The organism is Polaromonas sp. DSP2-3-2b2 (genome assembly GCF_049895905.1).
Lineage (GTDB): Bacteria > Pseudomonadota > Gammaproteobacteria > Burkholderiales > Burkholderiaceae_C > Polaromonas.
In genome coordinates this window covers 136,207-161,533 of record NZ_JAFCTH010000004.1, presented here as the reverse complement: position 1 = coordinate 161,533, position 25,327 = coordinate 136,207, and the positions used below count along the sequence as shown (strand labels likewise).

The following is a 25,327-nucleotide window of genomic DNA, read 5'->3' as shown; positions in this document are numbered from 1 at the left end:
GTCAAGCCTTGCCTGACAGCGCGGGCTCGTTTTGCCGGAGCCAGCCCGCTTCGTGCCAGTCGCCCAGCAAGGCAATCGCGCTTTTTCCCGCCTTGCGCAAATCGCGCGCCTCCAAGTGGCGCTGGTTGGCCAGGCGCTGCATCAGGGCGGCATCGGCGCCTTTGGCCCGGTAGCTTTCGCCGTTGATGAAGATGTGGTCGCTGTCATACATCATGCGGGTTCGCCCATCGAGCGCAATGCCTGTCTGGCCGGCCTTGGCGGCTTCGCCATCCCAGGCCTGTTCGGGTTCGTCAAACCAGATGCCCGGCTTGGGCTCGGACATGGATTCCCCCAGGGCGCACCCCAGCGCCAGCGGGTCTTTCAGCGCTTCAAGCACCGCCTGCCGGGCAAAAGCCGCCAGACCGGCCGGCATGGCGGCCGGCATTTCGGTGGCGGGCTGCGCGGGGTCGCGGTACATGCGCTTGGGAACGGCGCGCGCACCTTCGCTTTCTTCTTCACATGATTCGGCGGCATCCTCGCCCATTTCAGCCAGCCGGTGCAGCAGGTCGGAGGTCAGTTCGCCCTGCACCGGGCAGCGAAAGCCAATCGAATACGTCATGCAGTCAGCAGGTTTTCCATCCGGCCCGACACTGGCCTCGGCAATGCCGTCATGTGCATAGCGCGGCGGCAGGTAAAGCATGTCGCCGGCTTCCAGCACGAATTCCTCGTCGGCTTCGAAATTCTGCAAAATTTTCAGCGGCACGCCCGGCTGCAGTGAAAAGTCTTTCTGCTTGCCGATTTTCCAACGTCGGCGACCGCTGGCCTGGAATAAAAACACGTCGTAGCTGTCAAAATGTGGCCCGACGCCGCCGCCTGGCGTGGCAAACGAGATCATCAGGTCATCCATGCGCGCATCGGGAACAAAACGGAATTGCTGCAGCAGCGCGTGGCCGGCAGGCTCATGCAGATCAATGCCCTGAACCAGCAAAGTCCAGCCTTCCTGGCCCAATGGCGGCAGGCTTCGGGCGGCAAACGGCCCTTTCTTCAGTGTCCAGCCCTTGTCCTGCTGGACAATCAGGCGCGACTCGACCTCTTCCCGGGAAGCGAGCTTGGCCAGGGCCGCGCGACTGAGAAAAGGCTGGAAACCGGGAATTGCCTGGCGAACCAACAAGGGCTTTTTTTGCCAGTGGCGGCGCATGAACTGGGCGGGGGTAAAACCGGCGAGAAGGGAGAGGGGCAAATTGACATCCATGGGACAATTGTCCGATGAAAATCACCCCGCAATGCGTCGTTGCCCTGACCTGGACGCTGAAAGATACTTTGGGCGATGTGCTGGACGAACTTGACGAGCCGGTCGAGTTTTTGCTCGGCGGCAAGGACCTGCTGGCCAGCATCGAGGAAGCGCTGCTCGGCCATGCGGCCGGCGACACGCTGGAGTTGCACCTGGAGCCTGAAAACGCCTTTGGCGACTACGATGAAAACCTGGTGTTCCTTGAGCCGCGCAGCATTTTCCCGGCTGAACTGGAAGAAGGCATGACGTTTGACGGCGCGGCCATGCCAAGCGGCGCCACCGCGCAGATTCCGCCCGAGCACATCTACACCGTGACCGACATCTACCCCGAGCATGTGGTGCTGGACGGCAATCATCCGCTGGGCGGCATTGCCATCCGGCTGGCGCTCAAGGTCGAGTCGGTGCGCGAAGCCACAGAGCTGGAAGTCGGCCAGGGCTCGCTGGGCACCGGTTTCTTCAAGCTGGAGTCCACGGCGGCCGGCAACGACACGCTGCACTGAAAACGGCCGCGAACATCCGCCCATGAAAAAAGCGGCGCCGCAGATCAAACTGCGGCGCCGCTTTTTTCTCAAGCTGCCTGCGGATCAATAGCGGAACAGCTGGTTGTTCTGGATCCTGACGCGGTCACCGATGCGCAATTCGCCAGTGGCCGGCACGTCGTAGGCGCGCGCGCCGCCATTGTCAAGCTGGACCGTGACCCGGTAGGTCTGGCTGACGTTGGCAGTGCGGTTGTTGTTCTGGATCGCATTGCCGGCCACGGCACCGCCGACGGCTCCCGCTATCGTGGCAATGTCACGGCCGGTGCCGCCGCCAATCTGGCGGCCCACCACCGCGCCTGCAACACCGCCCAGCACAGCGCCGATGCCGGGTCCCTGCGCCTGCTGCTGGTTCTGGAACACTTCGATGTTGTTGACGCGGCCGTATTCCACGTAATTGCCCTGCTGGTTCTGGGCGGGGTACTGGGTTTGCGCCGGATATTGCGATTGCGTCGGGTATTGGTTGGGATACTGGCTCGGGTACGGGCTCTGGCCTGGATACGCTGGCGCCGGGTACGACGACTGGTTGTCCATGGGCACGGTACCGCAGGCAGCGAGACCGGCCAAAATAAGCACTGAAGCGGTCACTGAGACAAAGCGGGAAATACGGCGCATGAAATTCTCCTGGATGAAGTCATTGAGATTGCGTCCTGACTGAGCTTTTCTTTTTAATTCAGCCAAGGGTAAAGGAATCTGAAGCCCTGATTTGAAAGGCAGGCCACCGGCTTTTAGGTCAGGTCCAAAGCTCAGCGTGCGTAGGATGGCGCAAGCAATACGCGTAGGACAGACCTCACGCATCCCATGGGCCTGGCACGAATGCGTGCTCAGGCTTTCCCTGTCGAGCCGTAACCGCCCTCGCCGCGTTCGGTGGCGACAAATTCGCTGACCACCCTGAATTGCGCCTGAACCACCGGAACGATCACCAGTTGGGCAATGCGCTCCATCGGCTCGATGGTGAAGGGCACGTCACTGCGGTTCCAGGCGCTGACCATGAGCTGGCCCTGGTAGTCACTGTCGATCAGCCCGACCAGGTTGCCCAGCACGATGCCGTGCTTGTGGCCCAGCCCCGAGCGCGGCAGGATCATCGCGGCATAGCCGGGGTTGTGCAGGTAGATGGCCATGCCGGTGGGAATCAGTTGCCAGGCGTTGGCGCCCAGCATCAGGGGCGCGTCCAGGCAGGCGCGCAGGTCCAGGCCGGCGCTGCCAGGCGTGGCGTAGGCGGGCAGCTTGTCCTGAAGGCGCGGGTCGAGGATCTTGAGGTCGATGTTCATGGCTTGTTTTTGGGAAGGGTTGACGGGATTTTTCGGGCTTCTTTGGCTGCGCGCCTTGCCAAGGCGCCCAGTTCCAGAATGAAGGCGCCCGGCGGTCTGGACCTTAGGTTGTAAATCGCCCAGGCGGCATACACCGCGAGCAAGGGAATGAACAAAAACCCGGCGCCCGGGACGAACCGGGCCAGGATTTGCGTGCCGACCCACAGACCGACGGCCCATTTGACGTGCCGCAGAAAAGGAATGCGCGCCACCGATTGCAATCCCGCCTGCCCTAAGGGCGCAGTTGCAACCGCAATCGGCGCGCCAGCCGCCACCCCGTCCCTTGCTACCGCCTGCGCGGCCGTCAGGCGTTCCACATAGCGCACAAAGTCACCGTCGGGCGGGGTATTCGAAGGCTGCATCATGAGGACGTGGCTTTCTGCCCGGCGGGCGCATGGGTTTGCATCCGGCCGGCTATTTCGCCGACCAGCCGGCGCGCCAGCGACAGCTTGGACGCCCGGGGCAGCGCATGGCTGCCCTGCGCGTCGATCAGCAGCAGGGCATTGTGGTCCTGGCCGAAGGTGTCGGGGCCGATGTTGCCGACCAGCAGCGGCACCTGCTTGCGCAGCCGCTTGGCCTGCGCATTTTCCAGCAGGTCATGGCTTTCCGCCGCAAAGCCGACGCAAAACAGCCGGCCCGCCTGCGCAGCCGGCGACTGGGCGACGCTGGCCAGGATGTCGGTGTTTTCGGCGAAGGCCAGCTGCGGCGCCCGGCCGGAGCCGTCCTTCTTGATTTTCTGCGCCGACGGGTCGGCCGGCCGCCAATCGGCCACGGCCGCCGTTGCTATGAAAATACTAGCTGACCGCGCCCGTCCAGCAACCGCAGAGAGCATATTTGATGCTGATTTCACGTCGATGCGCGTGACGCCGCGCGGCGTGGCCAGTCCGACCGGCCCGGCGACCAGCGTGACCTCGGCGCCGGCTTCGCGCGCGGCGCGTGCAATGGCAAAGCCCATCTTGCCGCTCGACAGGTTGGTGATGCCGCGCACCGGGTCAATCGCTTCATACGTCGGTCCAGCGGTGACCAGCACGCGCTGGCCGCGCAGCACCTTGGGCGTAAAAAAGGCAATGATGTCTTCGAGCAACTCGCCGGGCTCCAGCATGCGGCCATCGCCGGTTTCGCCGCAGGCCTGGAAACCCGTGCCGACGCCAAGCACCGTGGCGCCATCCTGCGCCAGTTGCGCCAGGTTGCGCTGCGTGGCCGGATGCGCGTACATCTCGCGGTTCATCGCCGGCGCCACCAGCAGCGGCACCCGGTCCACCGGGCGTGCCAGGCACAGCAGGCTGAGCAGCTCATCGGCCCGGCCCTGGACCAGCCGGGCGATGAAGTCGGCGCTGCATGGCGCAATCAAGATCGCGTCGGCTTCGCGCGACAGGTTGATGTGCGCCATGCCGTTCGGCTCGCGGCCGTCCCACTGGCTCAAATACACCGGCCGGCTGCTCAGCGCCTGCATCGTGACCGGCGTGATGAACTGGGCGGCCGCCTCGGTCATGACCACCTGGACCGTGGCGCCGGCCTTGATCAGCAGCCGGCACAGTTCGGCCGACTTGTAGCAGGCAATGCCGCCCGACAGGCCGAGCACGATGTGTTTGCCCGCCAGGTCGGGGGCGTCGATGCCAGGCTCGTTTGCTAGATTTGTCATGGCTGGCAATGTATCAGCTAAGCACGGCGGGCCGGCGTTCCCTTGAACTTTGCATCAACCGGGAAGACCCGCCGGCGGCAGTTTCGACAAAACGGCCAGCGGTTTCTTCAGGGATGCCGCCGTCTGCGCCCGACAGCCAACCCCTATAATCTTTGTTTCCACCTCAGCGAACTTGCAGGTTCGCACTATGGCATGACCAAATTTGTCTTCGTCACCGGCGGTGTGGTGTCTTCCCTGGGCAAGGGAATCGCCTCAGCTTCCCTGGCTGCGATCCTTGAATCGCGCGGCCTCAAGGTCACCCTCATCAAGCTCGACCCCTACATCAACGTAGATCCGGGAACCATGTCCCCTTTCCAGCACGGCGAGGTGTTCGTGACCGAAGACGGCGCGGAAACCGACCTGGACCTGGGCCACTACGAGCGTTTCGTCGAAACGCGGATGCGCAAGGCCAATAACTTCACCACCGGCCAGATCTACCAGAGCGTTCTGGAAAAGGAACGCCGCGGCGACTACCTCGGCAAGACGGTGCAGGTGATTCCGCACATCACCAACGAAATCCAGGACTTCATCAAGCGCGGCGCGCGCTTGGGCACGCCGGACGCGGTGGATGTGGCGATTGTCGAGATCGGCGGCACGGTGGGCGATATCGAGTCCCTGCCCTTTTTGGAGGCGGTTCGCCAGATGAGCCTGCGCATGGGGCCGAACAACACCGCCTTCGTTCACCTGAGCTACGTGCCGTGGATTGCCGCCGCCGGCGAACTCAAGACCAAGCCGACGCAGCACACCGCCAAGCAGCTGCGCGAGATCGGCATCCAGGCCGACGTGCTGCTGTGCCGCGCCGACCGCCGCATCCCCAACGAGGAGCGCGAGAAAATCTCGCTGTTCTCCAACGTGCCGGAATGGGGCGTGATCTCGATGTGGGATGTGGACACCATCTACAAGGTGCCGCGCATGCTGCACGAGCAGGGGCTGGATGGCCTGATCTGCGACAAGCTGCGCCTGAACACGCCGCCGGCCAACCTCAAGCGCTGGGACGACCTGGTCTATGAAACCGAGCATCCGAAGTCTGAGGTCAGTATCGCCATGGTCGGCAAGTACGTGGAGCTGAGCGACAGCTACAAGTCGCTCAACGAAGCCCTGCGCCACGCCGGCATGAAAAACCATGCCAAGGTGCGCATCACCTACTTCGATTCGGAAACCTTGAGCCCCGACAGCGTGTCGTGCCTGGCAGCATTCGACGGCATCCTGGTGCCCGGCGGCTTCGGCATCCGTGGCGTCGAAGGCAAGATCTGCGCCGCCCGCTTTGCCCGCGAGAACAAGATTCCATACCTGGGCATCTGCCTGGGCATGCAGGTCGCCACCATCGAATTCGCGCGCCATGTCGCCGGGCTGAAGGACGCGAACAGCACCGAGTTCGACCCGGCCACAAAACATCCGGTGATTGCCTTGATCACCGAATGGAAGGACGCCGACGGCACCATCAAGACGCGCCACGCCAAGTCCGACCTGGGTGGCACGATGCGCCTGGGCGCGCAAAGCTCCGACGTGGCGCCGAACAGCCTGGCGCACCAGATCTACGGCGACGTGGTAACCGAACGCCACCGCCATCGCTATGAAGCCAATGTCAACTACCTCGATGCGCTGCGCAAGTCCGGCCTGGTCATTTCCGCGCTCACACAGCGCGAGCACCTGACCGAAATCGTCGAATTGCCGCAGGCGGTGCATCCCTGGTTCGTCGGCGTGCAGTTCCACCCCGAATTCAATTCGACGCCGTGGAATGGCCATCCGCTGTTTAACGCCTACATTGCCGCCACGCTGGAACACCGCAATGCGGCCAGCCTAGCCCAGACGGCGGACGCGGCCAAACCCCTCAAAGTGGTGGCATGACCAGGAAAAGCGGTTTTACTGAAAATAATTTTGGTTTGTAATTTTTGATTGAAAGAGAAAAATGAGCGCAATTGTTGACATCGTCGGCCGCGAGATTCTTGACAGCCGTGGCAACCCCACCGTCGAATGCGACGTGCTGCTGGAATCCGGCGTGATGGGCCGCGCGGCCGTGCCTTCGGGCGCCTCCACCGGATCGCGCGAAGCCATCGAACTTCGCGACGGCGACAAGTCGCGCTACCTGGGCAAGGGCGTGCTCAAGGCCGTCGGCCATATCAACAACGAAATCTCCGAAGCCGTGCTTGGCCTGGACGCGAGCGAGCAGGCTTTTCTCGACCGCACGCTGATCGAACTCGACGGCACCGAGAACAAGTCGCGCCTGGGCGCCAACGCCATGCTGGCCGTTTCCATGGCCGTGGCCAGAGCCGCCGCCGAGGAAGCCGGCCTGCCGCTGTACCGCTACTTTGGCGGCATGGCGGCGGTGCAAATGCCCGTGCCGATGATGAACGTCATCAACGGCGGCGAGCATGCCAACAACAACCTGGACATCCAGGAATTCATGATCATCCCGATCGGCGCACCGACCTTCCGCGAAGCCCTGCGCTACGGCGCCGAGGTATTCCACGCGCTGAAGAAAATCCTGCACGACAAGGGCATCAGCACCGCCGTCGGTGACGAAGGCGGCTTTGCGCCCAACGTGCCCAACCACGAAGCGGCGATCCAGATGATCCTGGAAGCCATCGACAAGGCCGGTTTTGTCGCCGGCGAGCAGATCGCGCTGGGCCTGGACTGCGCCGCCTCGGAGTTCTACAAGGACGGCAAGTACGAACTGTCCGGCGAAGGCCTTAGCCTGTCCGCGCAGGAATGGACCGACATGCTGGCGACCTGGGTCGATAAATACCCCATCATCAGCATCGAGGACGGCATGGCCGAAGGCGACTGGGACGGCTGGAAAATCCTCACCGACCGCTTGGGCAAGAACGTGCAGATCGTCGGCGACGACCTGTTCGTCACCAACACCAAGATCCTGAAGGAAGGCATCGACAAGGGCATCGCCAATTCGATCCTGATCAAGATCAACCAGATCGGCACGCTGACCGAGACCTTTGCCGCGATTGAAATGGCCAAGCGCGCCGGCTACACCGCCGTCATTTCCCACCGTTCGGGTGAAACCGAGGACTCGACGATTGCCGACATTGCCGTCGGCACCAACGCCGGCCAGATCAAGACCGGCTCGCTGTCGCGCTCGGACCGCATGGCCAAGTACAACCAGTTGCTGCGCATCGAGGAAGACCTGGGCGAAGTCGCTGTATATCCCGGCCGCGCCGCTTTTTACAACCTGCGCTAAGGCATTCGCCAGCCCATGGGCAAGCGCTTAGTGGTTCCTGCCGTGCTGGTCGTGCTGCTCGGACTGTTCCAGGCCCAGCTTTGGATGGGGCGGGGCAGCATTCCCAACGTGCGCGAGATGCAGCAGCGCCTGGAGGAGCAGCTGGCGAACAACAAGCTGCGCCAGGCCGGCAACGACCAGGTGGCCAGCGAGATCAAGGATCTGCAGGAAGGCCTGGAGATGGTCGAGGAAAAGGCGCGCAGCGAGCTCGGCATGGTCAAGCCCAATGAAATATTCGTGCAGTTCACCGATTAAGCCGCCTGCTCGCCGGCTGGCGCGCAACGCGCCCGTTCAAGTCGGGCTGCACCCGCATCGATCGCCATGCTGAACATTGCGCTGCTGGGCGCCTGCCCAGTCCAGCTGTCCGATTTCGCCGCTGCCCTCGACCCGGTCGCACACGCCATGGGTCGCCAAATCGTGCTGGTCACGGCTGGCGGGGCCGACGCCCTGCCCGCAGGCTTGCCCGGATTTGACCTGGTGTTGCTGGCAGGGCTTGAAGCGCCTTTTTCCGCGAATTCTCCCGCACCGTGCAAGGCGGGGCCTGACGCTGCGCCCGACCTGGAAACGACTGATCATTCGATTCGCAACGCGCTGGCGCTGGCTGCCGTTTCCTACCGGGTGCTGTACGGCACTGCCGACGAGCGACTCGCCCATGCGCTGCAGGCGGTGGAAAGCCTGCTGCCGGCAGCCGGCCGGCCCAGGCAGGCCAGCCGCCCGGGCAGCCTGAAAAACCCGCCCTGGGTCTGGATGTGCGAAAAATGCAGCGACCCGCAGTGCGAGCACCGGCTGCTGACCGCCTTGCTGGCCCAGCGTGACAGCGCGGCTTCCACGCCCGGCCAGCAGGCGCCTCCCTTATTGAACCGTTGACGTCGGCGGCGGCTGCTGGACCGGGTGCGTGAAAATCTGCGCCGCATCGACCGGATCGAATTCGTACTGCGCGCCGCAGAATTCACAGGCCACATCGACCTGGCCGCGTTCGGCAATGATGCTTTCAATCTCCGCCGTTCCCAGGCCGCGCAGCATGTTCCCCACGCGTTCGCGTGAGCAGTTGCAGGCAAAGCTCGGCGTGAGCGGCTCGAAGCGCGTGACAGGCTCTTCCCAGAACAGCCGGCGCAAGATCGTGTCGACATCCAGGGTCAGCAACTCCTCGCGCTTGAGCGTTCCGGCCAGCAGGGCGATGCGCTGGTAGTCCTCGTTCGCGCCAATCTGGTCTTCATTGGCCTGGCGGTCCAGCTGGCCTTCGAGGTTGCCCTGGCCCTTGACCGGCAGGCGCTGGATCAGCAGACCGGCGGCCACGTTGCCGTCTGCTGCCAGAATCAGCCGGGTGTCGAGCTGCTCGCTTTGCAGCATGTAGTGCTCCAGCACCTCGCTGAGTTTTTCGATTTTTTCATGCTGATCGCCAAACAGCGGCACCACGCCCTGATAAGGCTGCTGGCCCGGGAACTTGTCCTTGGGGTCGAGCGTGATGGCGCAGCGGCCTTCGTTCTTCACATTGACCAGCTGGCTCAGGGAACTGCCGGCCTCGACCGCGCCGGTCACGCTGGCGGTGGCGCGCAGGCTCAGGTCGGGCTGGACCTCGGCCACGGCCAGCTTGACTGGGCCGTCGCCAAAAATCTGCAGGATCAGTGCGCCGTTGAATTTGATGTTGCTCTGCATCAGCGCGCCGGCCGCCGTCATTTCACCCAGCAGTTGCATGACCTCGGGCGGGTAGCCGCCGGCGCTTTCCCGGCGCTTGAGGATTTCCTGCCAAGAGTCGGTCAGGCGCACGATCATGCCGCGCACTGGCAGGCCGTCGAAAATAAATTTGTGGAGTTCGGACATGGCTGGAAAATATAAAAGTGGCTGGCGGGCTTTGCCCAAAAAAAGCAAAACCGGGCGTTCAGCCCAGTTTCTTGAGGCCGGCTTTGTAACGCCGGGCATTATCCATATAGTGCTGCGCGCTCATTTTTAAACCCTCGATCTGCGCTTCGGACAATTGCCGCACCGCCTTGGCCGGGCTGCCCAGGATCATGCAGCCATCGGGGAACTCCTTGTTCTCGGTGACCAGCGCGCCGGCGCCGACCAGGCAGTTTTTGCCGATCCGGGCGCCATTGAGCACCACCGCCTGGATGCCGATCAGCGAGCCGTCGCCAATCGTGCAGCCGTGCAGCATGACCTGGTGGCCGATGGTGACGTTTTCGCCAATCACCAGCGGCATGCCTTCGTCGGCATGCAGCACGCTGTTGTCCTGGATGTTGGAGCCCCGGCCGACGCTGATGGCGGCGGTGTCGCCCCGGGCCACCACGCCGAACCAGACGCTGCTGCCCTTGGCCAGCGTCACATCGCCCATGACCTGCGCGCTGTCGGCCACCCAGGCCGATGCATGGATTGAAGGTTGCAGATCGTCCAGCTGGTAAAGGGCCATGGGGTTCCTTGGGAATACTTGGGAATAGCGGGTGGTGAAAACGGCTTTCGATTGTAGGCAGGCGCCGGGCGATGCGTTCCAGACAGGTTTCTGCCCCTCGTATTGCATCAACGACAATCCGCGCATGACCGTCACGCCACCCGCGCCCGAACTGCGCCAGCTCGCCCTGCAGGCGCTCCTGGAGCCTGATTCACAACAAAAAATGCTTCTCACGCAAGCGCTGCAAGCGCAAGCAGCTACACTTTTAATAGCAATTGACCAAACCATCACAGCACCCACCGGTGTGCCGGGTTGCCCGCCTCGGCCCGAATTGCGTACGCATCTGAACATGCCCCGGCGCTCGCCCTTCACGCCAGACGGGCTGGCCGCGCTGCTGCATGCGGTGACGCACATTGAATTCAACGCCATCAACCTGGCGCTTGATGCGGTCTGGCGCTTTGCCGGCATGCCGCGCGCCTATTACCTCGACTGGCTCCAAGTGGCGGCCGAGGAGGCCGAACATTTCAGCCTGCTGCGCGGCCACCTGCAAACCCTGGGCTACGACTATGGCGACTTCGCAGCGCACACCGGCCTGTGGGACATGACGCAAAAAACCGAGGTCGATGTGCTGGCGCGCATGGCGCTGGTGCCGCGCACGCTGGAGGCGCGCGGGCTGGACGCCACGCCGCCGATGCAGGCCAAGCTGCGCAAGGTCGGCACGCCGCAGGCCCTGCGCGCAGTCAGCATCCTGGACATCATCTTGCGCGATGAAATAGGGCATGTGGCCATCGGCAACCACTGGTACCGCGTCCTGTGCGCCCAGCGCGGACTGGAGCCGTTGGCCACCTATGCGCTGCTGGCGGCGCAATACGGCGCGCCACGACTGAAAGGGCCGCTGAACCTGCAGGCCAGGCGCCAGGCGGGCTTCAGCGATGCCGAACTGGACGAGTTGAATGCCAGCGCATGAGGGTGCCCGGCCCTAGTCCAAACGGCTCATTCGCCTTTTTACACAGCTGGACAGGACGGCGATATATTTAAAACTGTTGGTAGCAATCGATTGGGCGACTGAAAAACAGGAGACTCGCGATGATGATGAAGCAACTGATTCAAAAGGCAAAAATCAAATTTTTTGAACCCGATGAAGTCAGCGGACCCGCCGTCCGTCGCGTCGTCAGCGCGCCTGAGGGAAACATGTTGAACCGGCTGAGCGCCGAGCAGCAGCGCATCCAGCATCTCGAAAACCAGATACAGCAGCTGCGCGCCGACGTCGCCCGGTGGAAAAACTCGTCGCTGTGCCTTGCGCATGAAGTGCGCGACCTGCTGGCCGACTGAAGCGCGGGTTCACCCGCAGCTTCCCGCACGCCCAGCCGGCCCCGGGCATTTCAGGTGATGGCAGAGCGCTCTACAGAGCGCTAGACTTTTCGGACCCCCCCAAGGAGTCGCTCATGCCACAGTCCCTGGTTTCCGGTCCTTTGTCCGCCCTTTCCGGCCTGCCCAAAGAGATTGCCGTGCGATTGCCACAGGGCCAGCAGCTGGGGGCGGCGGACGCGCCGGTCAGGCTGTCGCTGTCCCGGTGGTCAAGCATTGCCCGCCTCAAGGCGGGGCAGATCGGCGCTCTGGCCGAAGAGTATGTCGAGGGCAAGCTGCAGTTCGAAGGCGCCATGCGCGATGTGATGGGCGCCATGCTCAAGCTGCTGCCCGACAAGCCGGTGCAAAGCGACACCCGCTGGTGGTCCCGCTTGACGACCCGGGCACGGTCGGCAGCGACGCACACGCGCGACAAGGACTCGGCGCAGATACAGTTTCATTACGATGTTTCAGATGCTTTCTACGGACTGTGGCTAGACCCGCTGCGCGTTTATTCATGCGCCTATTACCGCGACAGCAGCATGACGCTGGCGCAGGCGCAGCAAGCCAAGCTCGACCACATCTGCCGCAAGCTGATGCTCAAGCCGGGCGAGCGTTTCCTGGACATTGGCGCCGGCTGGGGCGCGCTGCTGCTGTGGGCCGCCGAGCATTACGGCGTCGATGCGACCGGCATCACGCTGTCGGCCAACCAGTATGCGCATGTTCGGCAACTGATCGCGGGCAAAGGCCTGGAGCGCCGGGTGCGCATCGAACTGCGCGACTACCGCGACCTGCCGCAAGCGCAGCCGTTCGACAAGATATCGTCAGTCGGCATGTTCGAGCATGTCGGCCAGGCCAATATGGCGGCCTACTTTGGCAAGATCATGCGTTTGCTGGCGCCCGGCGGCCTGGTCCTGAACCATGGCATCACCGCAGGCGACCTGCAGCACCGGCAGATGGGCGCCGGCATGGGCGACTTCATCGGAAAATATATTTTTCCGGGCGGCGAGTTGCTGCATGTCAGCGCCGTGCTCGGCCACTTGGCGAATGCCGGCCTGGAAATGGTCGACACCGAAAACCTGCGCCCCCACTACGGCCGCACGCTGTGGGACTGGTCCGATGCGCTGGAAGCGCACCTGGACGAAGCGCGCCAGGCGCTGGAAACCGAAACCAGCGCCGAACGCGCCGAAAAGATTCTGCGCGCCTACCGCCTGTACCTGGCGGGCAGCGCCATGAGCTTCGAGCAGGGCTGGATTGCGCTGCACCAGGTGCTGGCAACGCGGCCGGCAGCGGCTTTTCAGGGCGAGGCCCTCCGGGGCGCGATGTCGGCCTACCCCTTCAACCGAGAATTCATGTACGGCTGACGGTGCCGAAAGGCGGCACTGAAATCGGCGATGGACCGGTCAGCCGCGCGGATGATGCTCCGCATGAATCGCCTTCAGTCGTTCGCGCGCGACATGGGTGTAGATTGTGGTGGTCGAGATGTCGGCATGGCCGAGCAGCATCTGCACCGCTCGCAGGTCGGCGCCGTGGTTCAGCAAGTGCGTGGCAAAGGCATGGCGCAGCGTGTGCGGCGACAGCGGCGAATGGATGTCGGCCAGCCGCGCATACTTTTTCACCAGCATCCAGAACATCACCCGGCTCATGCCGTGGCCGTGGCTGGTGACGAACAGGTCGTCGGTCTGCTGGCCGCCCAGGATGGCCGGCCGCGCCTCGGCGATGTAGCGAACGATCCATTCGCGCGCCACTTGGCCAAACGGCACCAGCCGCTCGGTGCTGCCCTTGCCCAGCACCCGCAGCACGCCCTCGTTCAGACCGACGTGGAAAGTCTTGAGCCCGACCAGTTCACTCACGCGCAGGCCGCTGGCATACATCGTCTCCAGCATGGCGCGGTCGCGCAGCCCGAGCGACGTGCCGTCGTCGGGCGCCGACAGCAAAGCCTCGACCTGCGCCTCGGACATCACCTTGGGAACACGCAGCGCCTGCTTGGCCGACTCCAGCTTGAGCGTGGGATCAAGGGCCACCAGGTTTTCGCGCAGCGCCCAGCGAAAGTAGCGCTTGAACACCGTCAGGCAGCGGTTGGCCGAGGTGGCCTTAGTTACCGCATGGCGAAACCCGAAATAGGCTTTGATGTCGCTTTCCGCCGAATCGTCGAGCCTGCGCTGCTGCTGTTCCCTGGCATTGAGCCAGACCGCATACAGCGACAGGTCGCGCCGGTAGGCCGCCAGCGTGTTGCGCGACAGGCCGTCTTCGAGCCACAGGGCGTCGATGAACGCGTCGATCGCCGACTGGCTTTGCGGGTGCATGCCGGGCGCCGCAGCCATGAGCAAGGTGGGCGAGGCAGCCGACGCATCGTCAGCTTGCGGCGGTGGCGACGATGGCAGGGGCTTACTCAAGCTTGAGCTTCGAGGTTTCGACGACCTTTTTGTACACGTCGAATTCGGCCTTGATCTGGGCGGCGAACTGCTCGGGCGTGTTGGCGACGATCAGCGAGCCGGTGTCCTCGATGCGCTTGCGCACCGCCGGGTCTTCCAGCGCCTTTTTCACGCCGGCATTGACCTTGTCCACCACCTCCTGCGGCAGGCCTTTGGGACCGACCAGGCCATAGTAGGCCATGCGGTTGACCGGCTCCAGCCCGACTTCCTTGAACGTCGGCACATCGGGCAGCGCGGCCAGGCGCTGCGGCGCGGCCACGACGATGGGAATCAGGCGCTTTTGCTGCACGAACGGCAGGGTCGAAGGCAGGTTGTCGAAAATGATGGGCACCTGGCCGGCCACGGTGTCGTTCAGGGCCGGGCCTGAGCCGCGGTAGGGAATGTGCGTGATGAAGGTGCCGCTCAGGCTTTTGTACAGTTCCATCTGCAGGTGCGCAATGCCGCCGGTGCCTGACGATGAAAACGAGTACTTGCCGGGGTTTTTCTTCAGCTCGGCGACAAACTCCTGGTAGTTGCGCGCCGGAAAGCTCGGATGCACCGCGATGATGTTGGGCGTAGCGGCAATGTTGATGATCGGCGTGAAGTCCGTCAGCGGGTTATAGGGAATTTTCGGGTTGATGGCCGGGTTGGCCGCCGTGGTGGACACGGTGGCCATGCCCAGCGAATAACCGTCAGGCTGCGCGCGCGCGGTTTCGGTCGCGCCGATCACGCCGCCACCGCCGGCCTTGTTTTCAACGATCACCACCTGGCCCAGCGCCTTGCCCAGCGGATCGGCCATGACGCGGCCGATGATGTCGGTCGTGCCGCCCGGCGCGAACGGAATCTGCAGCTTGATGACCTTGTTCGGATAGCCCTGAGCCAGCACGGTGCCAGAGACTGCGCCTAAGGCAAGCGCGGAAAAAGCCAGCAGGTAGCGACGTTTCATGATCAATTCCTTGGGACAGTAAGAAACGTAAATCGTAAACGCTGCCGTGGGCGCGGTCACCTGTGGAATATACATAAGTGCTAACCCTGAGCCATTGCGGTTATTCTTCGCCCGGTGATCTACGCCCAGCTGCTTTTGCCCGACTTTTCGCTCATTTTGTGCGGCTTCCTGCTGTGCCGCCACACGCCGCTCAACCGCACGGTGTGGGGCCCGGTGGAAAGCCTGGTCTATTATTTTTTATTTCCGCTGCTGCTGTTCCAGTCCATCGTCAAAAGCCCGCTCGACCTGGCGGCGACATCCAATCTGATTGGCGCCGGCGTGACGCTGGGGCTGGCCGGCATCGCCATGGCCTACAGCCTGCCTTACCTGCCCGGCCTGCGCCGACACATTGACCTTCGCGAACATGCGGCCAGCGCCCAGGTGGCCTTTCGCTTTAACTCCTTTATCGGCCTGGCACTGGCCGAGCGGCTAGCGGGCAGCCAAGGGCTGCAGCTCATCGCCGTGCTGATCGGCGTGTGCGTGCCGCTGTTCAATGTGGCGGCGGTGTGGCCGATGGCCCGGCATGCGGGCAGCGGCTTTTTGCGTGAACTGGTGCGCAACCCGCTGATTCTGGCCACGGCTTCGGGCCTGGCGGCCAACCTGCTGGGTTTCAGCCTGCCCGCCTGGTCGGTGCCGACGCTGTCGCGCCTCGGAGCCTCGGCCATCGTGCTGGGCCTGATGGCTGCCGGCGCCGGCATGCAGTTCGGCCATCTGACGCAGGCTAAGACCCTGGCGGCGGCCGTGTTGTCGATCAAGCATTTCCTGATGCCCCTGGCGGCCCTTGGCCTGGCACGGGCCTTTGGCCTGGATGCCGTGCAAAGCAGCATTTTGCTGGCGTTTTCCGGCCTGCCGACGGCGTCGAGCGCCTATGTGCTGGCCGCGCGCATGGGCTACAACGGCGGCTATGTGGCTGGCCTGGTCACGCTGTCCACGCTGCTGGGCGTGGTGAGCCTTCCGTTCGCGCTGGGCCTGCTGCCCTGAGGCCGGCGGGCAGCAATCACCAATCGCTATTAATTTTGGGGCTTCTAACGTTTATGCAGCATGCGCAAATGGCATTTTTTAATGATAAAAACGGTGACTGCTAACTTATCCGGTTTGATCGCTGCGTCGTTTGTCGTTTGTCGTTTGTCGTTTGCCTTTGGCTTGGCGGCTTCTTCTGTGGTTTGAGGGGTGAGCGCCTTCCCGGCGGGGGGTAACTTTCTTTTCTGGCAAAAAAGAAAGTCACCAAAGAAAGTTGCCTTGGGAGCGGGTTAGAGCTGAACGCTCTGTCGGGCCATCGCTGCGCTGGGCCCTGGGTGCTTGATCTGAGGGCTGTTAGCGATGCCGGTGGCCGACTGGTTCGACCGCTCGTTCGCCAACAGCTTCACGCTCTGCTTGTTCTAGCTGACTGGCTTGCGCTGCGCGCGTCGCTGTCGGCTGCGCCATTTATTTGTGCCCTTACCCGCTGGGTGTGGAACCACGATGGCCCTTTTCACTGTCCGCTGTCATCCCTCCACAGCCTGCCTTAGCCGGGAAAAAAGGCAAGAAACCGCCAGCACTGTCTGAAGCACAAAAGAACCGATCAAGCAGAGCGTGAAGCTGTTGGCGAACGAGCGGTCGAACCAGCCAGTCACAGGCATTGGCTACTGGCTGCCGATCAAAGAACCAAGGGCCCAGCGCAGCGATGGTCCGACAGAGCGTTCAGCTCTAACCCGCTCCCGCCCCCAGGGCAACTTTCTTTGGTGACTTTCTTTTTTGCCAGAAAAGAAAGTTACCCCCCGCCGGGAAGGCGCTCACCCCTCAATCCACAGAAGAAACCACCCAAAGCCCAAGAACAAAAGCAGAGAACAGAGGGCAGAGAACGCAGCGATCAAACCGCTATTGAGCGGCCTCACTGGCCCAGCGCCCAGGCCACCTGCTCGCGCACCACCTCGCTCGGATGCTCGGCGCGGCCCTGCAAGCTGGCGCGCAGGCCGGCCTCGTCCGCCGGGTTTGTGATGCCGCCGCGCAAGGCATTGCCCATGGCCAGCGCGATGTTGCGCAGCCAGCGCGCGTGGCCGATGCGCCGGATCGGGCTGCCTTCGGTCAGGCGCAGGAAGTCGTCCTCGCTCCAGCCGAAGAGCAGGACCAGCTGCTGCCCGCTCAAACCCTGGCGTTCGTCGAAATCGCTCAAGCTGCTGCGCTGGGCGAACTTGTTCCACGGGCAGGCCAGCTGGCAGTCGTCGCAGCCGTAGATGCGGTTGCCCATCAAGTGGCGCAGTTCCAACGGAATCGGGCCAGCGTGCTCTATCGTCAGGTAAGAAATGCAACGCCGCGCATCGAGCTTGCCGGGTGCCACGATGGCCTGCGTCGGGCAGATGTCGATGCAGGCCTGGCAGCTGCCGCAATGGGGCGTGACCGGGGCGCTCGGCGGCAGTGCAATGTCGACGTAGATTTCGCCCAGGAAAAACATCGAACCCGCCGCGCGGTTGAGCACCAGCGTGTGCTTGCCGCGCCAGCCCTGGCCGCTGCGCGACGCCAGTTCGGCCTCCAGCACCGGCGCCGAGTCGGTGAAGGCGCGGTGGCCAAAGGGGCCGATCTGCTCGCCCATGCGTTCGGCGAGCTTTTGCAGCCGGGCGCGCAGCACCTTGTGGTAGTCGCGCCCCCGAGCATAGCTTGACACAATACCTTCGGCCGGTCGCTGCAGCCGGCTGAGCTCCATCGCTTGCCATTCGCCGGGCTGGCGGGGCGTGGAGGCCGGCAGATAATCCATGCGCGCGGTGATCACGCTGACCGTTCCCGGAACCAATTCAGCCGGTCGCGCTCTTTTAAGGCCATGCGCCGCCATGTAGTGCATGCTTCCATGAAAACCGGCAGCCAGCCAGGCCGATAATCCTGGTTCGGCTGACGACAAGTCAACATCCGCGATGCCGGTTTGCGAAAACCCCAGCTCGCGCGCCCAGGTTTGAATTTGAGAAACGAATTGATGACTGTTCCACTGATTGCAGGTCGGCATGCGCTGATTGTAAAAAACATCGCCTGGCCCGATGAGGCGGCCACGCAATCCTTTGCGCGGGCGCTGGCCGGCAAGCCGGCGATCAAGCGCGCGCTGGTCGAGCTGCACGGCGACCTGGGCGCCGGCAAGACGACGTTCGTGCGTCACCTGCTCGGCGCGCTCGGCGTGCAGGGGCGCATCAAAAGCCCCACCTATGCGGTGGTGGAAGCTTACACATTGGCTGCCCCACGCCTTGACTCGGGCCACAATCTGGAATTGTCAATCTGGCACTTTGACTTTTACCGTTTCAATGATCCGCATGAGTGGGAAGAAGCCGGGTTTCGCGACATTTTTGCCAGCCCCGGGCTCAAGCTGGTCGAATGGCCGGAAAAGGCGGGCGATCATCTGCCCTTGCCTGACCTGGTGATTGCCATCGAGATGCAGCTTGATGAATCGCGGCGCATCACCCTGACGGCCCATACCCCCACGGGGGCGGAGTTACTGGCATGAACAACAAGAAGTCTTCCAAGGGTCCAAGTCGCCGCCATGCGCTGCAGATGGGCGGCATCGTGCTGCTGCTGGGCACCCAGCACATCGCGCGCGGCGCCTCGATCATCGCGGTGCGCGTCTGGCCGTCGAAAGACTATACGCGCCTGACCATCGAGTCCGACACCGCGATCAAGGCGCGCCAGTTCTTCATTCCCGAGCCGCCCCGACTGGCCGTCGACATCGAGGGCATCGACCTGATCCCGGCGCTGCGCGAACTCGTCGCCAAGGTCAAGTCCGACGACCCGAACATTTCGGGCATTCGCGTCGGGCAGAACGCGCCCGGCGTGGTGCGGCTGGTCATGGACCTGAAAAAGCCGATGCTGCCGCAGGTCTTCAGCTTGACGCCTGTCGCTGCCTACCAGCACCGGCTGGTGTTCGACCTGTATCCGGCGCAGCCGGTGGACCCGCTCGAAGCCTTGATTGCCGAACGCCTGGCCGACCCGGTCAAGCCGGCCGCGCCTGTTACCACCGCGCCAGCGGCGCCGCCGGTCAATGCCGCCGGCCTGGCCCATGACCCGCTGGGCAGCCTGATGGCGCAGCAATCGGGCAAGGCCGCCTCCGCGCCTGCCCCTGCCGCGCCGCCCGCCAGCGTTGCGGCCAACGCCGGCCGGCCGGCCGCCCCCAGGCCGCCGGTGGTCGCGTCCTTGGAACCGCCGGCCATCAGGCTGCCACCTTCCCGGCCGCAGGCTGCCACCACGCCCTTTTCAAGGGGCGACACAGCGCCCGAGATTGAAAACAAGACCGACCGCCTGGTCATCGTCGCCCTCGACCCCGGTCATGGCGGCGAAGACCCCGGCGCTATCGGCCCGGGCGGCACGCGTGAAAAAGACGTGGTGCTGCAGATCGCGCACCGCCTGCGCGACCGCATCAACCAGCAGCCCAACATGCGCGCCTACCTCACGCGCGATGCCGACTTTTTCGTCCCGCTGCAGGTGCGGGTGCAAAAGGCGCGCAGCGTGAAGGCCGACCTGTTCATCAGCCTGCATGCCGACGCTTTCTTTACTGAAACACCTGCGGGCGCCAGCGTTTTTGCCCTGAGCGAAAAAGGCGCTTCGAGCAGCGCCGCCCGCTGGCTGGCCAATAAGGAAAATTCAGCCGACCTGGTCGGCGGCGTCAATGTCCAGGTCAAGGACGCGCAGGTGCAACGCGCCCTGTTCGACATGAGCACCACGGCGCAGATCAACGACAGCATGAAGCTGGGCAGCGCCATGCTCGGCGAGATCGGCAATGTCGGCAAGCTGCACAAGCCCCGCGTCGAGCAGGCCAGCTTCGCCGTGCTCAAGGCGCCTGACATTCCCAGCGTGCTGGTTGAAACCGCCTTCATCAGCAACCCGCTGGAAGAAGCCCGGCTGCGCAGCGACGGCTACCAGATTCAGCTGGCTGATGCGCTGATGCGCGGCATTTCGCGCTACTTTGCCAACAACCCGCCACTGGCGCGCAACCGCGCCCTGTAAAAACGGCTGACCTGGCAAGCGACCGGCCATATGACACAGGCCGGCGATTTTTTCCTACAGTCCGGCTTCAATACGTACGCTAGACTGAAACTACAGGCTGCGCCAAGATGCCCCGATGTGACGGGCTCTGGTGAATCAGTCTGGATCCAACAGAAAAGGTGAAAACCATGATCACGAAAATTTTGATGTCCGCCGCTGCCGCTTCCCTGATTGCCCTGACCGGTTGCGGAACCAACCCGACCAATGCGCAAATTGGCACCGGCGCCGGCGCAGTGCTGGGCGGCGTGGCCGGCAATGCCGTCTTTGGCGGCACGCTCGGAACCGTTGGCGGCGCCGCTGCCGGCGCCCTGATCGGCAACGAGGTCGGCAAGCGCAAATAAGCTTTCCGGCCTGAACGCCGCCCTAGGCGCTGCCGTGCGAGCGGCTTTCAGCCAGAGCGGCTGAAACAAAAAAGACGATTCCTGATTGATTTCAGCGAGCCGTCTTTTTTTTTGCGCCCACGCAGAACCGCCAGTCCGGTGGATGTCCATGAATATCTACGCGCGCACCTTCACCTGGTGCACTTCCGGGTGATACATTGCCTCGATCTCGCCCGCATAGCGCGCCATCAGGTTGTTGCGCTTGAGCTTGAGGGTGGGGGTCATCAGGGTGTTTTCTACCGTCCACGGCTCGCGCATCAGGAAGATCGCGCGGGGCATGGCGTAGCGGGCAAAGTCGCGGGTCTGGGCGGCCACGCGCACCAGCGCCTCCCGGTGGACGGCCGGCTGGTTCAGGCTGGCGTCAGCATCCATGCCAAGAGAAGCCGCCAGACGCTGCCATTCAACCGGGTTGACCACCGCCACGCAGGCGATGAAGGGCTGGTTCTCGCCGACCACCAGCACCTGCGCGAACAGCGGATCGACCGCAATCGCCAGTTCCAGATCGCCAGGCGGCACCTTTTCGCCGGTCGATGTCACGATGATTTCCTTGATCCGGCCCATGATGCGGATGCGGCCGTCCTGCATGTCGGCCTGGTCGCCGGTGGACAGCCAGCCGTCCGGCGTCATGACGCGGGCCGTGTCGTCGGCGCGCTTCCAGTAGCCTTGCATTACCGACGGGCCGCGCACCTGCAATTCGCGGTTGCCTGCGATGCGCACCTCGACACCCGGCAACGGGCGGCCGATCGTTGCCGGGTCGTTGTCATCGACGCCGTTGGCCGCCACCACCGGTGAGGTTTCCGTCATGCCGTAGCCCTGCAGCAGCGGCAAGCCCAGCCCCAGAAAGCAGCGCGCCACAGCATGCGACAGCGGCGCACCGCCACTCACCGCCACGCGCACCCGCCCGCCGAACTGCGCCCGCAGCTTGCCAGCTACCAGCCGGTCGAGCAAAGGCCACAGCAGCGGGTCCAGCACTGACCAGACGCTGCCTTCGCCGTCGGCCAGTTTAAGGCGCTGGGCCTTGCAAAAGCGCCGCCAGCCCACGGCCTGCGCGGCATGAAACAAGCGCGTTTTGAACACCGAGCCGGCCAGCGACTCCTGTAATTTGCCGAACACCCGCTCATAGATGCGTGGCACCGAGACCAGCACTGTCGGCCGAACCGTCTTGAGGTCTTCGGCCAGCAAGGCCACCGAACGCGCATAGGCCACGCAACTGCCGGTGGCCAGCGGCAGGTAATAACCGGCCGTGCGCTCGAAGGTGTGCGACAGCGGCAGGAAGGACAAAAATACATCATCCGACGTCGGCACCACGCGCGCCAATATGGCAAGCACGTTGGACACCACGTTCGCATGCGTCAGCATCACGCCCTTGGGCTTGCCGGTGGTTCCCGAGGTGTAGACGATGGCCGCCAGGTCGCCGGCATCGGGCGGCTGCACGGCATGCGGCAGGCCCTGCCCCGCCGCGAGCCAATCAGCCAGCGAAACCACCGGCACGCCAGCGCCGGCGGGACCAAGCGGCAAGGCATCAAGCGCCGTCACGACCACCTGCCTGAGCGCCGGCAGCGCCAGGCCGACGCCTTCGATGGCGCGCCACTGGGCCAGGCTGGACACCATTGCCACCGACGCCTCGCAGTCCGACAGGATGTAGGCAATGCTGCCAGGGTTGTCGATGGCATGCAGCGGCACCGGCACCAGGCTCAGTGACAGCGCGGCCTGGTCGATGCAAACAGCGTCCAGGCCGTTGGGCAGCAAAATGGCAATGCGCGCCTGCCGCTCCAGTCGCATCGCCGCCAGCGCACTAGCCCACTGCGCGATGCGCGCGCCGGCCTCGGCCCAGCGTGTCGTCTGCCATTGGCCGGCGGCCTCGTCAAATTCGCGGTAAGCCGCTCCCCCGGGGCTCTGCGCCAGCCGGAAAGCGAGCAGTTCGGGCAGGGTGCGCACGGCGCAAAGGAGCATCGTCATCGTCATCGTCATCGTCATCGTCATCGTTATTATTCAAAAAAGCGCAGCGCGGCCTGGCGGGCACGGCGCGCAAGGCCGTGCCCGCCAGAACGACGCGCAGGATTCAAGGCTGGACCGGCGAGCTGCCAGCCTGGCGCCGTGCCCGCCAGGCGCCAAAAAGCACGAGCAGTCCGGGCACCAGGATCATCGCCCAGATGATCTTGTCCAGGTTTGCCTTGACAAAAGGAACATTGCCAAACGCGTAGCCGACTGTGACGATGCCGCCGACCCACAAGGCCGCGCCGACGACATTGAACAGCGAGAACTTGCCACGGCTCATGTGCGAAATGCCGGCAACAAAAGGCGCGAAGGTGCGCAAAAAGGGCATGAAGCGCGCGGCGATGATGGTCACGCCGCCATAGCGCTCGTAAAACGCATGCGCCTGGTTGAACGCCCGCTTGTTGAAAAAGCGCGAGTCTTCCCACTGGAACACCTTGGGCCCGATGTAGCGGCCAATCGAGTAGTTGCACTGGTCGCCCAGCACCGCCGCCACAAACAGCAGGCCCACGGCCAGCGGATAGCTCATCAGGCCGACGCCGCACATCGCGCCGACCACGAACAGCAGCGAATCACCGGGCAAAAACGGCATCACGACCACGCCGGTCTCGACAAAGATGATCAAAAAGAGCAGCGCATAGACCCACAAGCCATAGCTGGCCACGAAGGTTTCCAGGTGCTTGTCGACATGAAGGATGAAATCGATGAGAAAGGCGGCTAGTTCCATGGTCGTGATTTTGACAGGTCCGCCACGGCTTTTTGCCGCTGTCCTGATCAGCCGCGCGGAAAACCGCCCGCGCGGCATGCGCCTTCAGCAAAGCCATGCCCTGCAGCCAAGGGGGGCCAACGGGCTGCTGCGCCTAAAATCGGCGCCTCATGACGCCTCAAGACCCGGCCGCGCGCCGCCCCATCCGCGACCTTCCCGATGAACTGATCAGCCAGATTGCCGCCGGCGAGGTGGTGGAGCGCCCGGCGTCAGTGGTGCGCGAATTGCTCGACAACGCGCTCGATGCCGGCGCCACGCAGGTCACGGTGCGCCTGTCGGCAGGCGGCGTGCGGCTGATTGGGGTCGAGGACGACGGCCAGGGCATTGCCAGAGAGGAACTGCCGGTGGCGCTGCGCCGCCATGCGACCAGCAAGATCGCGTCGCTGCAGGACCTGGAGGCCGTCGGCACCATGGGTTTTCGGGGCGAGGCGCTGGCCGCGATCAACTCGATCGCCGACATGAGCCTGATCTCGCGCACGCTGGACACCGAGCACGCCTGGCAGTTGGACGGCCGCACCGGCGAGCTGAAGCCGGCGCCCCGCGCGCGCGGCACCAGCGTCGAGGTGCGCGAGCTGTTCTACGCCACGCCGGCGCGGCGCAAGTTTTTGAAAACCGATGCCACCGAACTGGCGCACTGCATCGAAGCCGTTCGCCGCCATGCCCTGGTGCGACCCGATGTCGGCTTTGCCATCTGGCACGAAGGCAAGCTGGTCGAGCAGTGGCGCGCCTGCACCGGCGCATTGGCCAGCGAGCACAGCCTGGCGCACCACGAGCAGCGGCTGGCCGATGTGCTGGGCGCCGAATTCGTCGAGCAGTCGGTGGCGGTGCATTACGAAAGCAGCGCGCTGCGGGCCGATGGCCAGCCCGCCGTGCGCGTCTGGGGCCGGGCCGGCATTCCCGACGCTGCCCGCTCGCGCGCCGACCAGCAGTTTGCCTATGTCAACGGCCGCTTCGTGCGCGACAAGGTGCTGGCCCATGCCGCCCGCAGCGCCTACGAGGATGTGCTGCACGGCCACCGCCAGCCGGTGTATGCGCTGTATGTCGAGATCGACCCAGCGCGGGTCGATATGAATGTGCATCCGACCAAGATCGAGGTGCGCTTTCGCGACAGCCGCGAGGTGCACCAGGCGGTGCGCCATGGCGTGCAGGATGCGCTGGCAGCGCCCCGCGCCGGTGCGGCGCCCGCCGAGGCATCGCATCAGCCTTCGCTGAACCAAAATTTAATGCCAAAACAGGCTTTTGCGCAGCAGGGGTGGGCGCAACCAGCTATTAAATTCGGAGCAAACCAGACAAACCGCGTTTCGGACTTTGAAGCCTTGTGGCCGGTGTCGCCCGGCACGGCACGGCCCGCTGCACCCGAGCGTGCCGCGCCCGGAGCGCCAGCCGCCAGTGAAACCCAGCCGTCCGGCCCGCCGCTAGAACCCGCCCTGCCCCACGGCGACTGGCCGCTGGGCCGCGCCCTGGCGCAGTTGCAGGGCGTCTACATCCTGGCCGAAAACGCCCAAGGCCTGGTCATCGTGGACATGCATGCAGCCCACGAGCGCATCGTCTATGAACGGCTGAAAAGCCAGTTCGACAGCGCGCGCATCGCCAGCCAGCCGCTCTTGATTCCCGCGACGTTTGCCGCCACGCCGCACGAAGTGGCGACAGCCGAAGCCTGCATCGACACGCTAGCCCTGCTGGGCCTGGAAATCACGCCGTTTTCGCCCAAAACGCTGGCGGTGCGCGCCGTTCCGACCAGCCTGGCGGCCGGTGACGCGGTGGAACTGGCTAGAAGCGTGCTGGCCGAACTGGCGCAGGTGGAGGCCAGCACCGTGGTCGAGCGGGCGCACCACGAACTGCTCGGCACCATGGCCTGCCACGGCGCGGTGCGCGCCAACCGGCGGCTGACCGTCGATGAAATGAATGCACTTCTGCGCCAGATGGAAGCGACCGAGCGCTCCGACCAGTGCAACCACGGCCGGCCGACCTGGCGCCAGGTCAGCCTGAAGGAACTCGACAGCCTGTTTTTGCGCGGACGCTGAAGTCCTCAA

At 64.0% G+C, this 25,327-nt stretch carries 25 protein-coding genes; 13 read left to right on the top strand and 12 right to left on the bottom strand.

The features are described 5' to 3' along the window. Nucleotide 1: 1 nt before the first annotated feature. Nucleotides 2-1,231 (bottom strand): JmjC domain-containing protein, encoded by a 1,230-nt coding sequence (locus tag ACP7AD_RS05870; RefSeq protein WP_426145479.1) that lies wholly within the window; start codon nucleotides 1,229-1,231, stop codon nucleotides 2-4. Between the two features lie 14 nt (nucleotides 1,232-1,245). On the opposite strand from ACP7AD_RS05870, the gene ACP7AD_RS05865 reads away from it, so the two are divergent. Then, entirely contained in the window at nucleotides 1,246-1,770 is a 525-nt protein-coding gene (locus ACP7AD_RS05865) for an FKBP-type peptidyl-prolyl cis-trans isomerase (RefSeq protein ID WP_426145477.1), read from the top strand. An 84-nt stretch (nucleotides 1,771-1,854) separates the two neighbouring features. Here the strand turns inward: ACP7AD_RS05865 and ACP7AD_RS05860 are convergent, their stop codons facing one another. From ACP7AD_RS05860 to coaBC, 4 genes are all read right to left on the bottom strand, one after another. Beyond that, entirely contained in the window at nucleotides 1,855-2,421 is a 567-nt protein-coding gene (locus tag ACP7AD_RS05860) for a glycine zipper 2TM domain-containing protein (RefSeq protein ID WP_426145475.1), read from the bottom strand. Between the two features lie 209 nt (nucleotides 2,422-2,630). Then, nucleotides 2,631-3,077 carry a dUTP diphosphatase gene (gene dut / locus ACP7AD_RS05855; protein ID WP_426145473.1) on the bottom strand — a complete coding sequence of 149 codons (447 nt, stop codon included), beginning with the start codon at nucleotides 3,075-3,077 and terminating at the stop codon, nucleotides 2,631-2,633. Continuing rightward, nucleotides 3,074-3,481: a hypothetical protein gene (locus ACP7AD_RS05850; RefSeq protein WP_426145471.1), complete on the bottom strand. Its 408-nt coding sequence runs from the start codon at nucleotides 3,479-3,481 to the stop codon at nucleotides 3,074-3,076. Before ACP7AD_RS05850 ends, dut begins: the two co-directional genes overlap by 4 nt. Then, nucleotides 3,478-4,758 carry a bifunctional phosphopantothenoylcysteine decarboxylase/phosphopantothenate--cysteine ligase CoaBC gene (coaBC, locus tag ACP7AD_RS05845; RefSeq protein WP_426145469.1) on the bottom strand — a complete coding sequence of 427 codons (1,281 nt, stop codon included), beginning with the start codon at nucleotides 4,756-4,758 and terminating at the stop codon, nucleotides 3,478-3,480. The genes ACP7AD_RS05850 and coaBC overlap by 4 nt, the downstream gene beginning before the upstream one ends. 192 nt (nucleotides 4,759-4,950) lie before the next feature. On the opposite strand from coaBC, the gene ACP7AD_RS05840 reads away from it, so the two are divergent. From ACP7AD_RS05840 to ACP7AD_RS05825, 4 genes are all read left to right on the top strand, one after another. Next, nucleotides 4,951-6,645 (top strand): CTP synthase, encoded by a 1,695-nt coding sequence (locus ACP7AD_RS05840; protein WP_426145467.1) that lies wholly within the window; start codon nucleotides 4,951-4,953, stop codon nucleotides 6,643-6,645. 61 nt (nucleotides 6,646-6,706) lie between these two features. Then, a complete protein-coding gene (gene eno, locus ACP7AD_RS05835) occupies nucleotides 6,707-7,990 on the top strand; it encodes a phosphopyruvate hydratase (protein WP_426145465.1) in 1,284 nt (427 codons plus the stop codon). Between the two features lie 15 nt (nucleotides 7,991-8,005). Then, on the top strand, nucleotides 8,006-8,284 hold the full coding sequence (locus tag ACP7AD_RS05830; RefSeq protein WP_426145464.1) for a septum formation initiator family protein: 279 nt from the start codon (nucleotides 8,006-8,008) through the stop codon (nucleotides 8,282-8,284). A gap of 66 nt (nucleotides 8,285-8,350) precedes the next feature. Beyond that, nucleotides 8,351-8,896, top strand: coding sequence for a hypothetical protein (locus tag ACP7AD_RS05825; RefSeq protein ID WP_426145462.1), 546 nt, complete (start codon nucleotides 8,351-8,353; stop codon nucleotides 8,894-8,896). Here ACP7AD_RS05825 and ACP7AD_RS05820 read toward each other — a convergent pair. After that, nucleotides 8,882-9,850: an Hsp33 family molecular chaperone HslO gene (locus ACP7AD_RS05820; RefSeq protein ID WP_426145460.1), complete on the bottom strand. Its 969-nt coding sequence runs from the start codon at nucleotides 9,848-9,850 to the stop codon at nucleotides 8,882-8,884. The two genes, ACP7AD_RS05825 and ACP7AD_RS05820, sit on opposite strands and share 15 nt — an antisense overlap. Nucleotides 9,851-9,908: 58 nt before the next feature. After that, nucleotides 9,909-10,433 carry a gamma carbonic anhydrase family protein gene (locus ACP7AD_RS05815; protein WP_426145458.1) on the bottom strand — a complete coding sequence of 175 codons (525 nt, stop codon included), beginning with the start codon at nucleotides 10,431-10,433 and terminating at the stop codon, nucleotides 9,909-9,911. Nucleotides 10,434-10,557: 124 nt separating this feature from the next. On the opposite strand from ACP7AD_RS05815, the gene ACP7AD_RS05810 reads away from it, so the two are divergent. The 3 genes from ACP7AD_RS05810 (at nucleotide 10,558) to ACP7AD_RS05800 (ending at nucleotide 13,123) form a co-directional block, all read left to right on the top strand. Beyond that, the gene (locus ACP7AD_RS05810; RefSeq protein ID WP_426145456.1) at nucleotides 10,558-11,379 is read left to right on the top strand and encodes a ferritin-like domain-containing protein; all 822 of its coding nucleotides are present in this window, start codon (nucleotides 10,558-10,560) and stop codon (nucleotides 11,377-11,379) included. Nucleotides 11,380-11,498: 119 nt separating this feature from the next. After that, nucleotides 11,499-11,744 carry a hypothetical protein gene (locus ACP7AD_RS05805; RefSeq protein WP_426145455.1) on the top strand — a complete coding sequence of 82 codons (246 nt, stop codon included), beginning with the start codon at nucleotides 11,499-11,501 and terminating at the stop codon, nucleotides 11,742-11,744. Between the two features lie 113 nt (nucleotides 11,745-11,857). Continuing rightward, nucleotides 11,858-13,123 (top strand): class I SAM-dependent methyltransferase, encoded by a 1,266-nt coding sequence (locus tag ACP7AD_RS05800; RefSeq protein WP_426145453.1) that lies wholly within the window; start codon nucleotides 11,858-11,860, stop codon nucleotides 13,121-13,123. 39 nt (nucleotides 13,124-13,162) lie between these two features. Here ACP7AD_RS05800 and xerD read toward each other — a convergent pair whose 3' ends face one another. Beyond that, nucleotides 13,163-14,065, bottom strand: a complete 903-nt coding sequence (gene xerD / locus ACP7AD_RS05795) for a site-specific tyrosine recombinase XerD (RefSeq protein ID WP_426145522.1) — start codon at nucleotides 14,063-14,065, stop codon at nucleotides 13,163-13,165. Nucleotides 14,066-14,147: 82 nt separating this feature from the next. Beyond that, nucleotides 14,148-15,119, bottom strand: coding sequence for a tripartite tricarboxylate transporter substrate binding protein BugE (locus tag ACP7AD_RS05790; protein WP_426145451.1), 972 nt, complete (start codon nucleotides 15,117-15,119; stop codon nucleotides 14,148-14,150). Between the two features lie 102 nt (nucleotides 15,120-15,221). Here ACP7AD_RS05790 and ACP7AD_RS05785 point away from each other — a divergent pair, with 102 nt between their 5' ends. After that, nucleotides 15,222-16,139, top strand: coding sequence for an AEC family transporter (locus ACP7AD_RS05785; RefSeq protein ID WP_426145521.1), 918 nt, complete (start codon nucleotides 15,222-15,224; stop codon nucleotides 16,137-16,139). 889 nt (nucleotides 16,140-17,028) lie between these two features. On the opposite strand, the gene queG is transcribed toward ACP7AD_RS05785, so the two are convergent. Continuing rightward, the gene (gene queG / locus ACP7AD_RS05780) at nucleotides 17,029-18,132 is read right to left on the bottom strand and encodes a tRNA epoxyqueuosine(34) reductase QueG (protein WP_426145449.1); all 1,104 of its coding nucleotides are present in this window, start codon (nucleotides 18,130-18,132) and stop codon (nucleotides 17,029-17,031) included. On the opposite strand from queG, the gene tsaE reads away from it, so the two are divergent. The 3 genes from tsaE to ACP7AD_RS05765 all read left to right on the top strand — a co-directional run bounded on the left by tsaE (nucleotide 18,103) and on the right by ACP7AD_RS05765 (nucleotide 20,494). Continuing rightward, nucleotides 18,103-18,621 carry a tRNA (adenosine(37)-N6)-threonylcarbamoyltransferase complex ATPase subunit type 1 TsaE gene (gene tsaE / locus ACP7AD_RS05775; protein ID WP_426145446.1) on the top strand — a complete coding sequence of 173 codons (519 nt, stop codon included), beginning with the start codon at nucleotides 18,103-18,105 and terminating at the stop codon, nucleotides 18,619-18,621. The genes queG and tsaE overlap by 30 nt on opposite strands. Continuing rightward, nucleotides 18,618-20,114, top strand: a complete 1,497-nt coding sequence (locus tag ACP7AD_RS05770; RefSeq protein WP_426145445.1) for an N-acetylmuramoyl-L-alanine amidase — start codon at nucleotides 18,618-18,620, stop codon at nucleotides 20,112-20,114. The genes tsaE and ACP7AD_RS05770 overlap by 4 nt, the downstream gene beginning before the upstream one ends. A gap of 167 nt (nucleotides 20,115-20,281) precedes the next feature. Beyond that, nucleotides 20,282-20,494 (top strand): glycine zipper 2TM domain-containing protein, encoded by a 213-nt coding sequence (locus ACP7AD_RS05765; RefSeq protein WP_029523924.1) that lies wholly within the window; start codon nucleotides 20,282-20,284, stop codon nucleotides 20,492-20,494. Between the two features lie 156 nt (nucleotides 20,495-20,650). On the opposite strand, the gene ACP7AD_RS05760 is transcribed toward ACP7AD_RS05765, so the two are convergent. Both ACP7AD_RS05760 and ACP7AD_RS05755 read right to left on the bottom strand, forming a co-directional pair. Then, complete coding sequence (locus tag ACP7AD_RS05760; RefSeq protein WP_426145443.1) at nucleotides 20,651-22,516, bottom strand: AMP-dependent synthetase/ligase; 1,866 nt, start codon at nucleotides 22,514-22,516, stop codon at nucleotides 20,651-20,653. Between the two features lie 79 nt (nucleotides 22,517-22,595). After that, nucleotides 22,596-23,255, bottom strand: a complete 660-nt coding sequence (locus ACP7AD_RS05755) for a DedA family protein (RefSeq protein ID WP_426145441.1) — start codon at nucleotides 23,253-23,255, stop codon at nucleotides 22,596-22,598. Between the two features lie 149 nt (nucleotides 23,256-23,404). On the opposite strand from ACP7AD_RS05755, the gene mutL reads away from it, so the two are divergent. Beyond that, entirely contained in the window at nucleotides 23,405-25,318 is a 1,914-nt protein-coding gene (gene mutL, locus ACP7AD_RS05750) for a DNA mismatch repair endonuclease MutL (protein WP_426145439.1), read from the top strand. Nucleotides 25,319-25,327 lie beyond the last annotated feature (9 nt).

Bases quoted from the DNA above. Each gene is read 5' to 3' on its own strand.
- ACP7AD_RS05815 (WP_426145458.1), bottom strand. From the start codon at position 10,433: ATGGCCCTTTACCAGCTGGACGATCTGCAACCTTCAATCCATGCATCG.
- ACP7AD_RS05760 (WP_426145443.1), bottom strand. From the start codon at position 22,516: ATGACGATGACGATGACGATGACGATGACGATGCTCCTTTGCGCCGTG.
- tsaE (WP_426145446.1), top strand. From the start codon at position 18,103: ATGACTGTTCCACTGATTGCAGGTCGGCATGCGCTGATTGTAAAAAAC.
- ACP7AD_RS05820 (WP_426145460.1), bottom strand. From the start codon at position 9,850: ATGTCCGAACTCCACAAATTTATTTTCGACGGCCTGCCAGTGCGCGGC.
- eno (WP_426145465.1), top strand. From the start codon at position 6,707: ATGAGCGCAATTGTTGACATCGTCGGCCGCGAGATTCTTGACAGCCGT.
- ACP7AD_RS05825 (WP_426145462.1), top strand. From the start codon at position 8,351: ATGCTGAACATTGCGCTGCTGGGCGCCTGCCCAGTCCAGCTGTCCGAT.
- dut (WP_426145473.1), bottom strand. From the start codon at position 3,077: ATGAACATCGACCTCAAGATCCTCGACCCGCGCCTTCAGGACAAGCTG.
- queG (WP_426145449.1), bottom strand. From the start codon at position 18,132: ATGCCGACCTGCAATCAGTGGAACAGTCATCAATTCGTTTCTCAAATT.
- ACP7AD_RS05830 (WP_426145464.1), top strand. From the start codon at position 8,006: ATGGGCAAGCGCTTAGTGGTTCCTGCCGTGCTGGTCGTGCTGCTCGGA.
- ACP7AD_RS05810 (WP_426145456.1), top strand. From the start codon at position 10,558: ATGACCGTCACGCCACCCGCGCCCGAACTGCGCCAGCTCGCCCTGCAG.
- ACP7AD_RS05765 (WP_029523924.1), top strand. From the start codon at position 20,282: ATGATCACGAAAATTTTGATGTCCGCCGCTGCCGCTTCCCTGATTGCC.
- ACP7AD_RS05805 (WP_426145455.1), top strand. From the start codon at position 11,499: ATGATGATGAAGCAACTGATTCAAAAGGCAAAAATCAAATTTTTTGAA.
- ACP7AD_RS05790 (WP_426145451.1), bottom strand. From the start codon at position 15,119: ATGAAACGTCGCTACCTGCTGGCTTTTTCCGCGCTTGCCTTAGGCGCA.
- ACP7AD_RS05840 (WP_426145467.1), top strand. From the start codon at position 4,951: ATGACCAAATTTGTCTTCGTCACCGGCGGTGTGGTGTCTTCCCTGGGC.
- ACP7AD_RS05770 (WP_426145445.1), top strand. From the start codon at position 18,618: ATGAACAACAAGAAGTCTTCCAAGGGTCCAAGTCGCCGCCATGCGCTG.
- ACP7AD_RS05800 (WP_426145453.1), top strand. From the start codon at position 11,858: ATGCCACAGTCCCTGGTTTCCGGTCCTTTGTCCGCCCTTTCCGGCCTG.
- coaBC (WP_426145469.1), bottom strand. From the start codon at position 4,758: ATGACAAATCTAGCAAACGAGCCTGGCATCGACGCCCCCGACCTGGCG.
- ACP7AD_RS05850 (WP_426145471.1), bottom strand. From the start codon at position 3,481: ATGATGCAGCCTTCGAATACCCCGCCCGACGGTGACTTTGTGCGCTAT.
- ACP7AD_RS05870 (WP_426145479.1), bottom strand. From the start codon at position 1,231: ATGGATGTCAATTTGCCCCTCTCCCTTCTCGCCGGTTTTACCCCCGCC.
- ACP7AD_RS05860 (WP_426145475.1), bottom strand. From the start codon at position 2,421: ATGCGCCGTATTTCCCGCTTTGTCTCAGTGACCGCTTCAGTGCTTATT.
- mutL (WP_426145439.1), top strand. From the start codon at position 23,405: ATGACGCCTCAAGACCCGGCCGCGCGCCGCCCCATCCGCGACCTTCCC.
- xerD (WP_426145522.1), bottom strand. From the start codon at position 14,065: ATGCACCCGCAAAGCCAGTCGGCGATCGACGCGTTCATCGACGCCCTG.
- ACP7AD_RS05865 (WP_426145477.1), top strand. From the start codon at position 1,246: ATGAAAATCACCCCGCAATGCGTCGTTGCCCTGACCTGGACGCTGAAA.
- ACP7AD_RS05755 (WP_426145441.1), bottom strand. From the start codon at position 23,255: ATGGAACTAGCCGCCTTTCTCATCGATTTCATCCTTCATGTCGACAAG.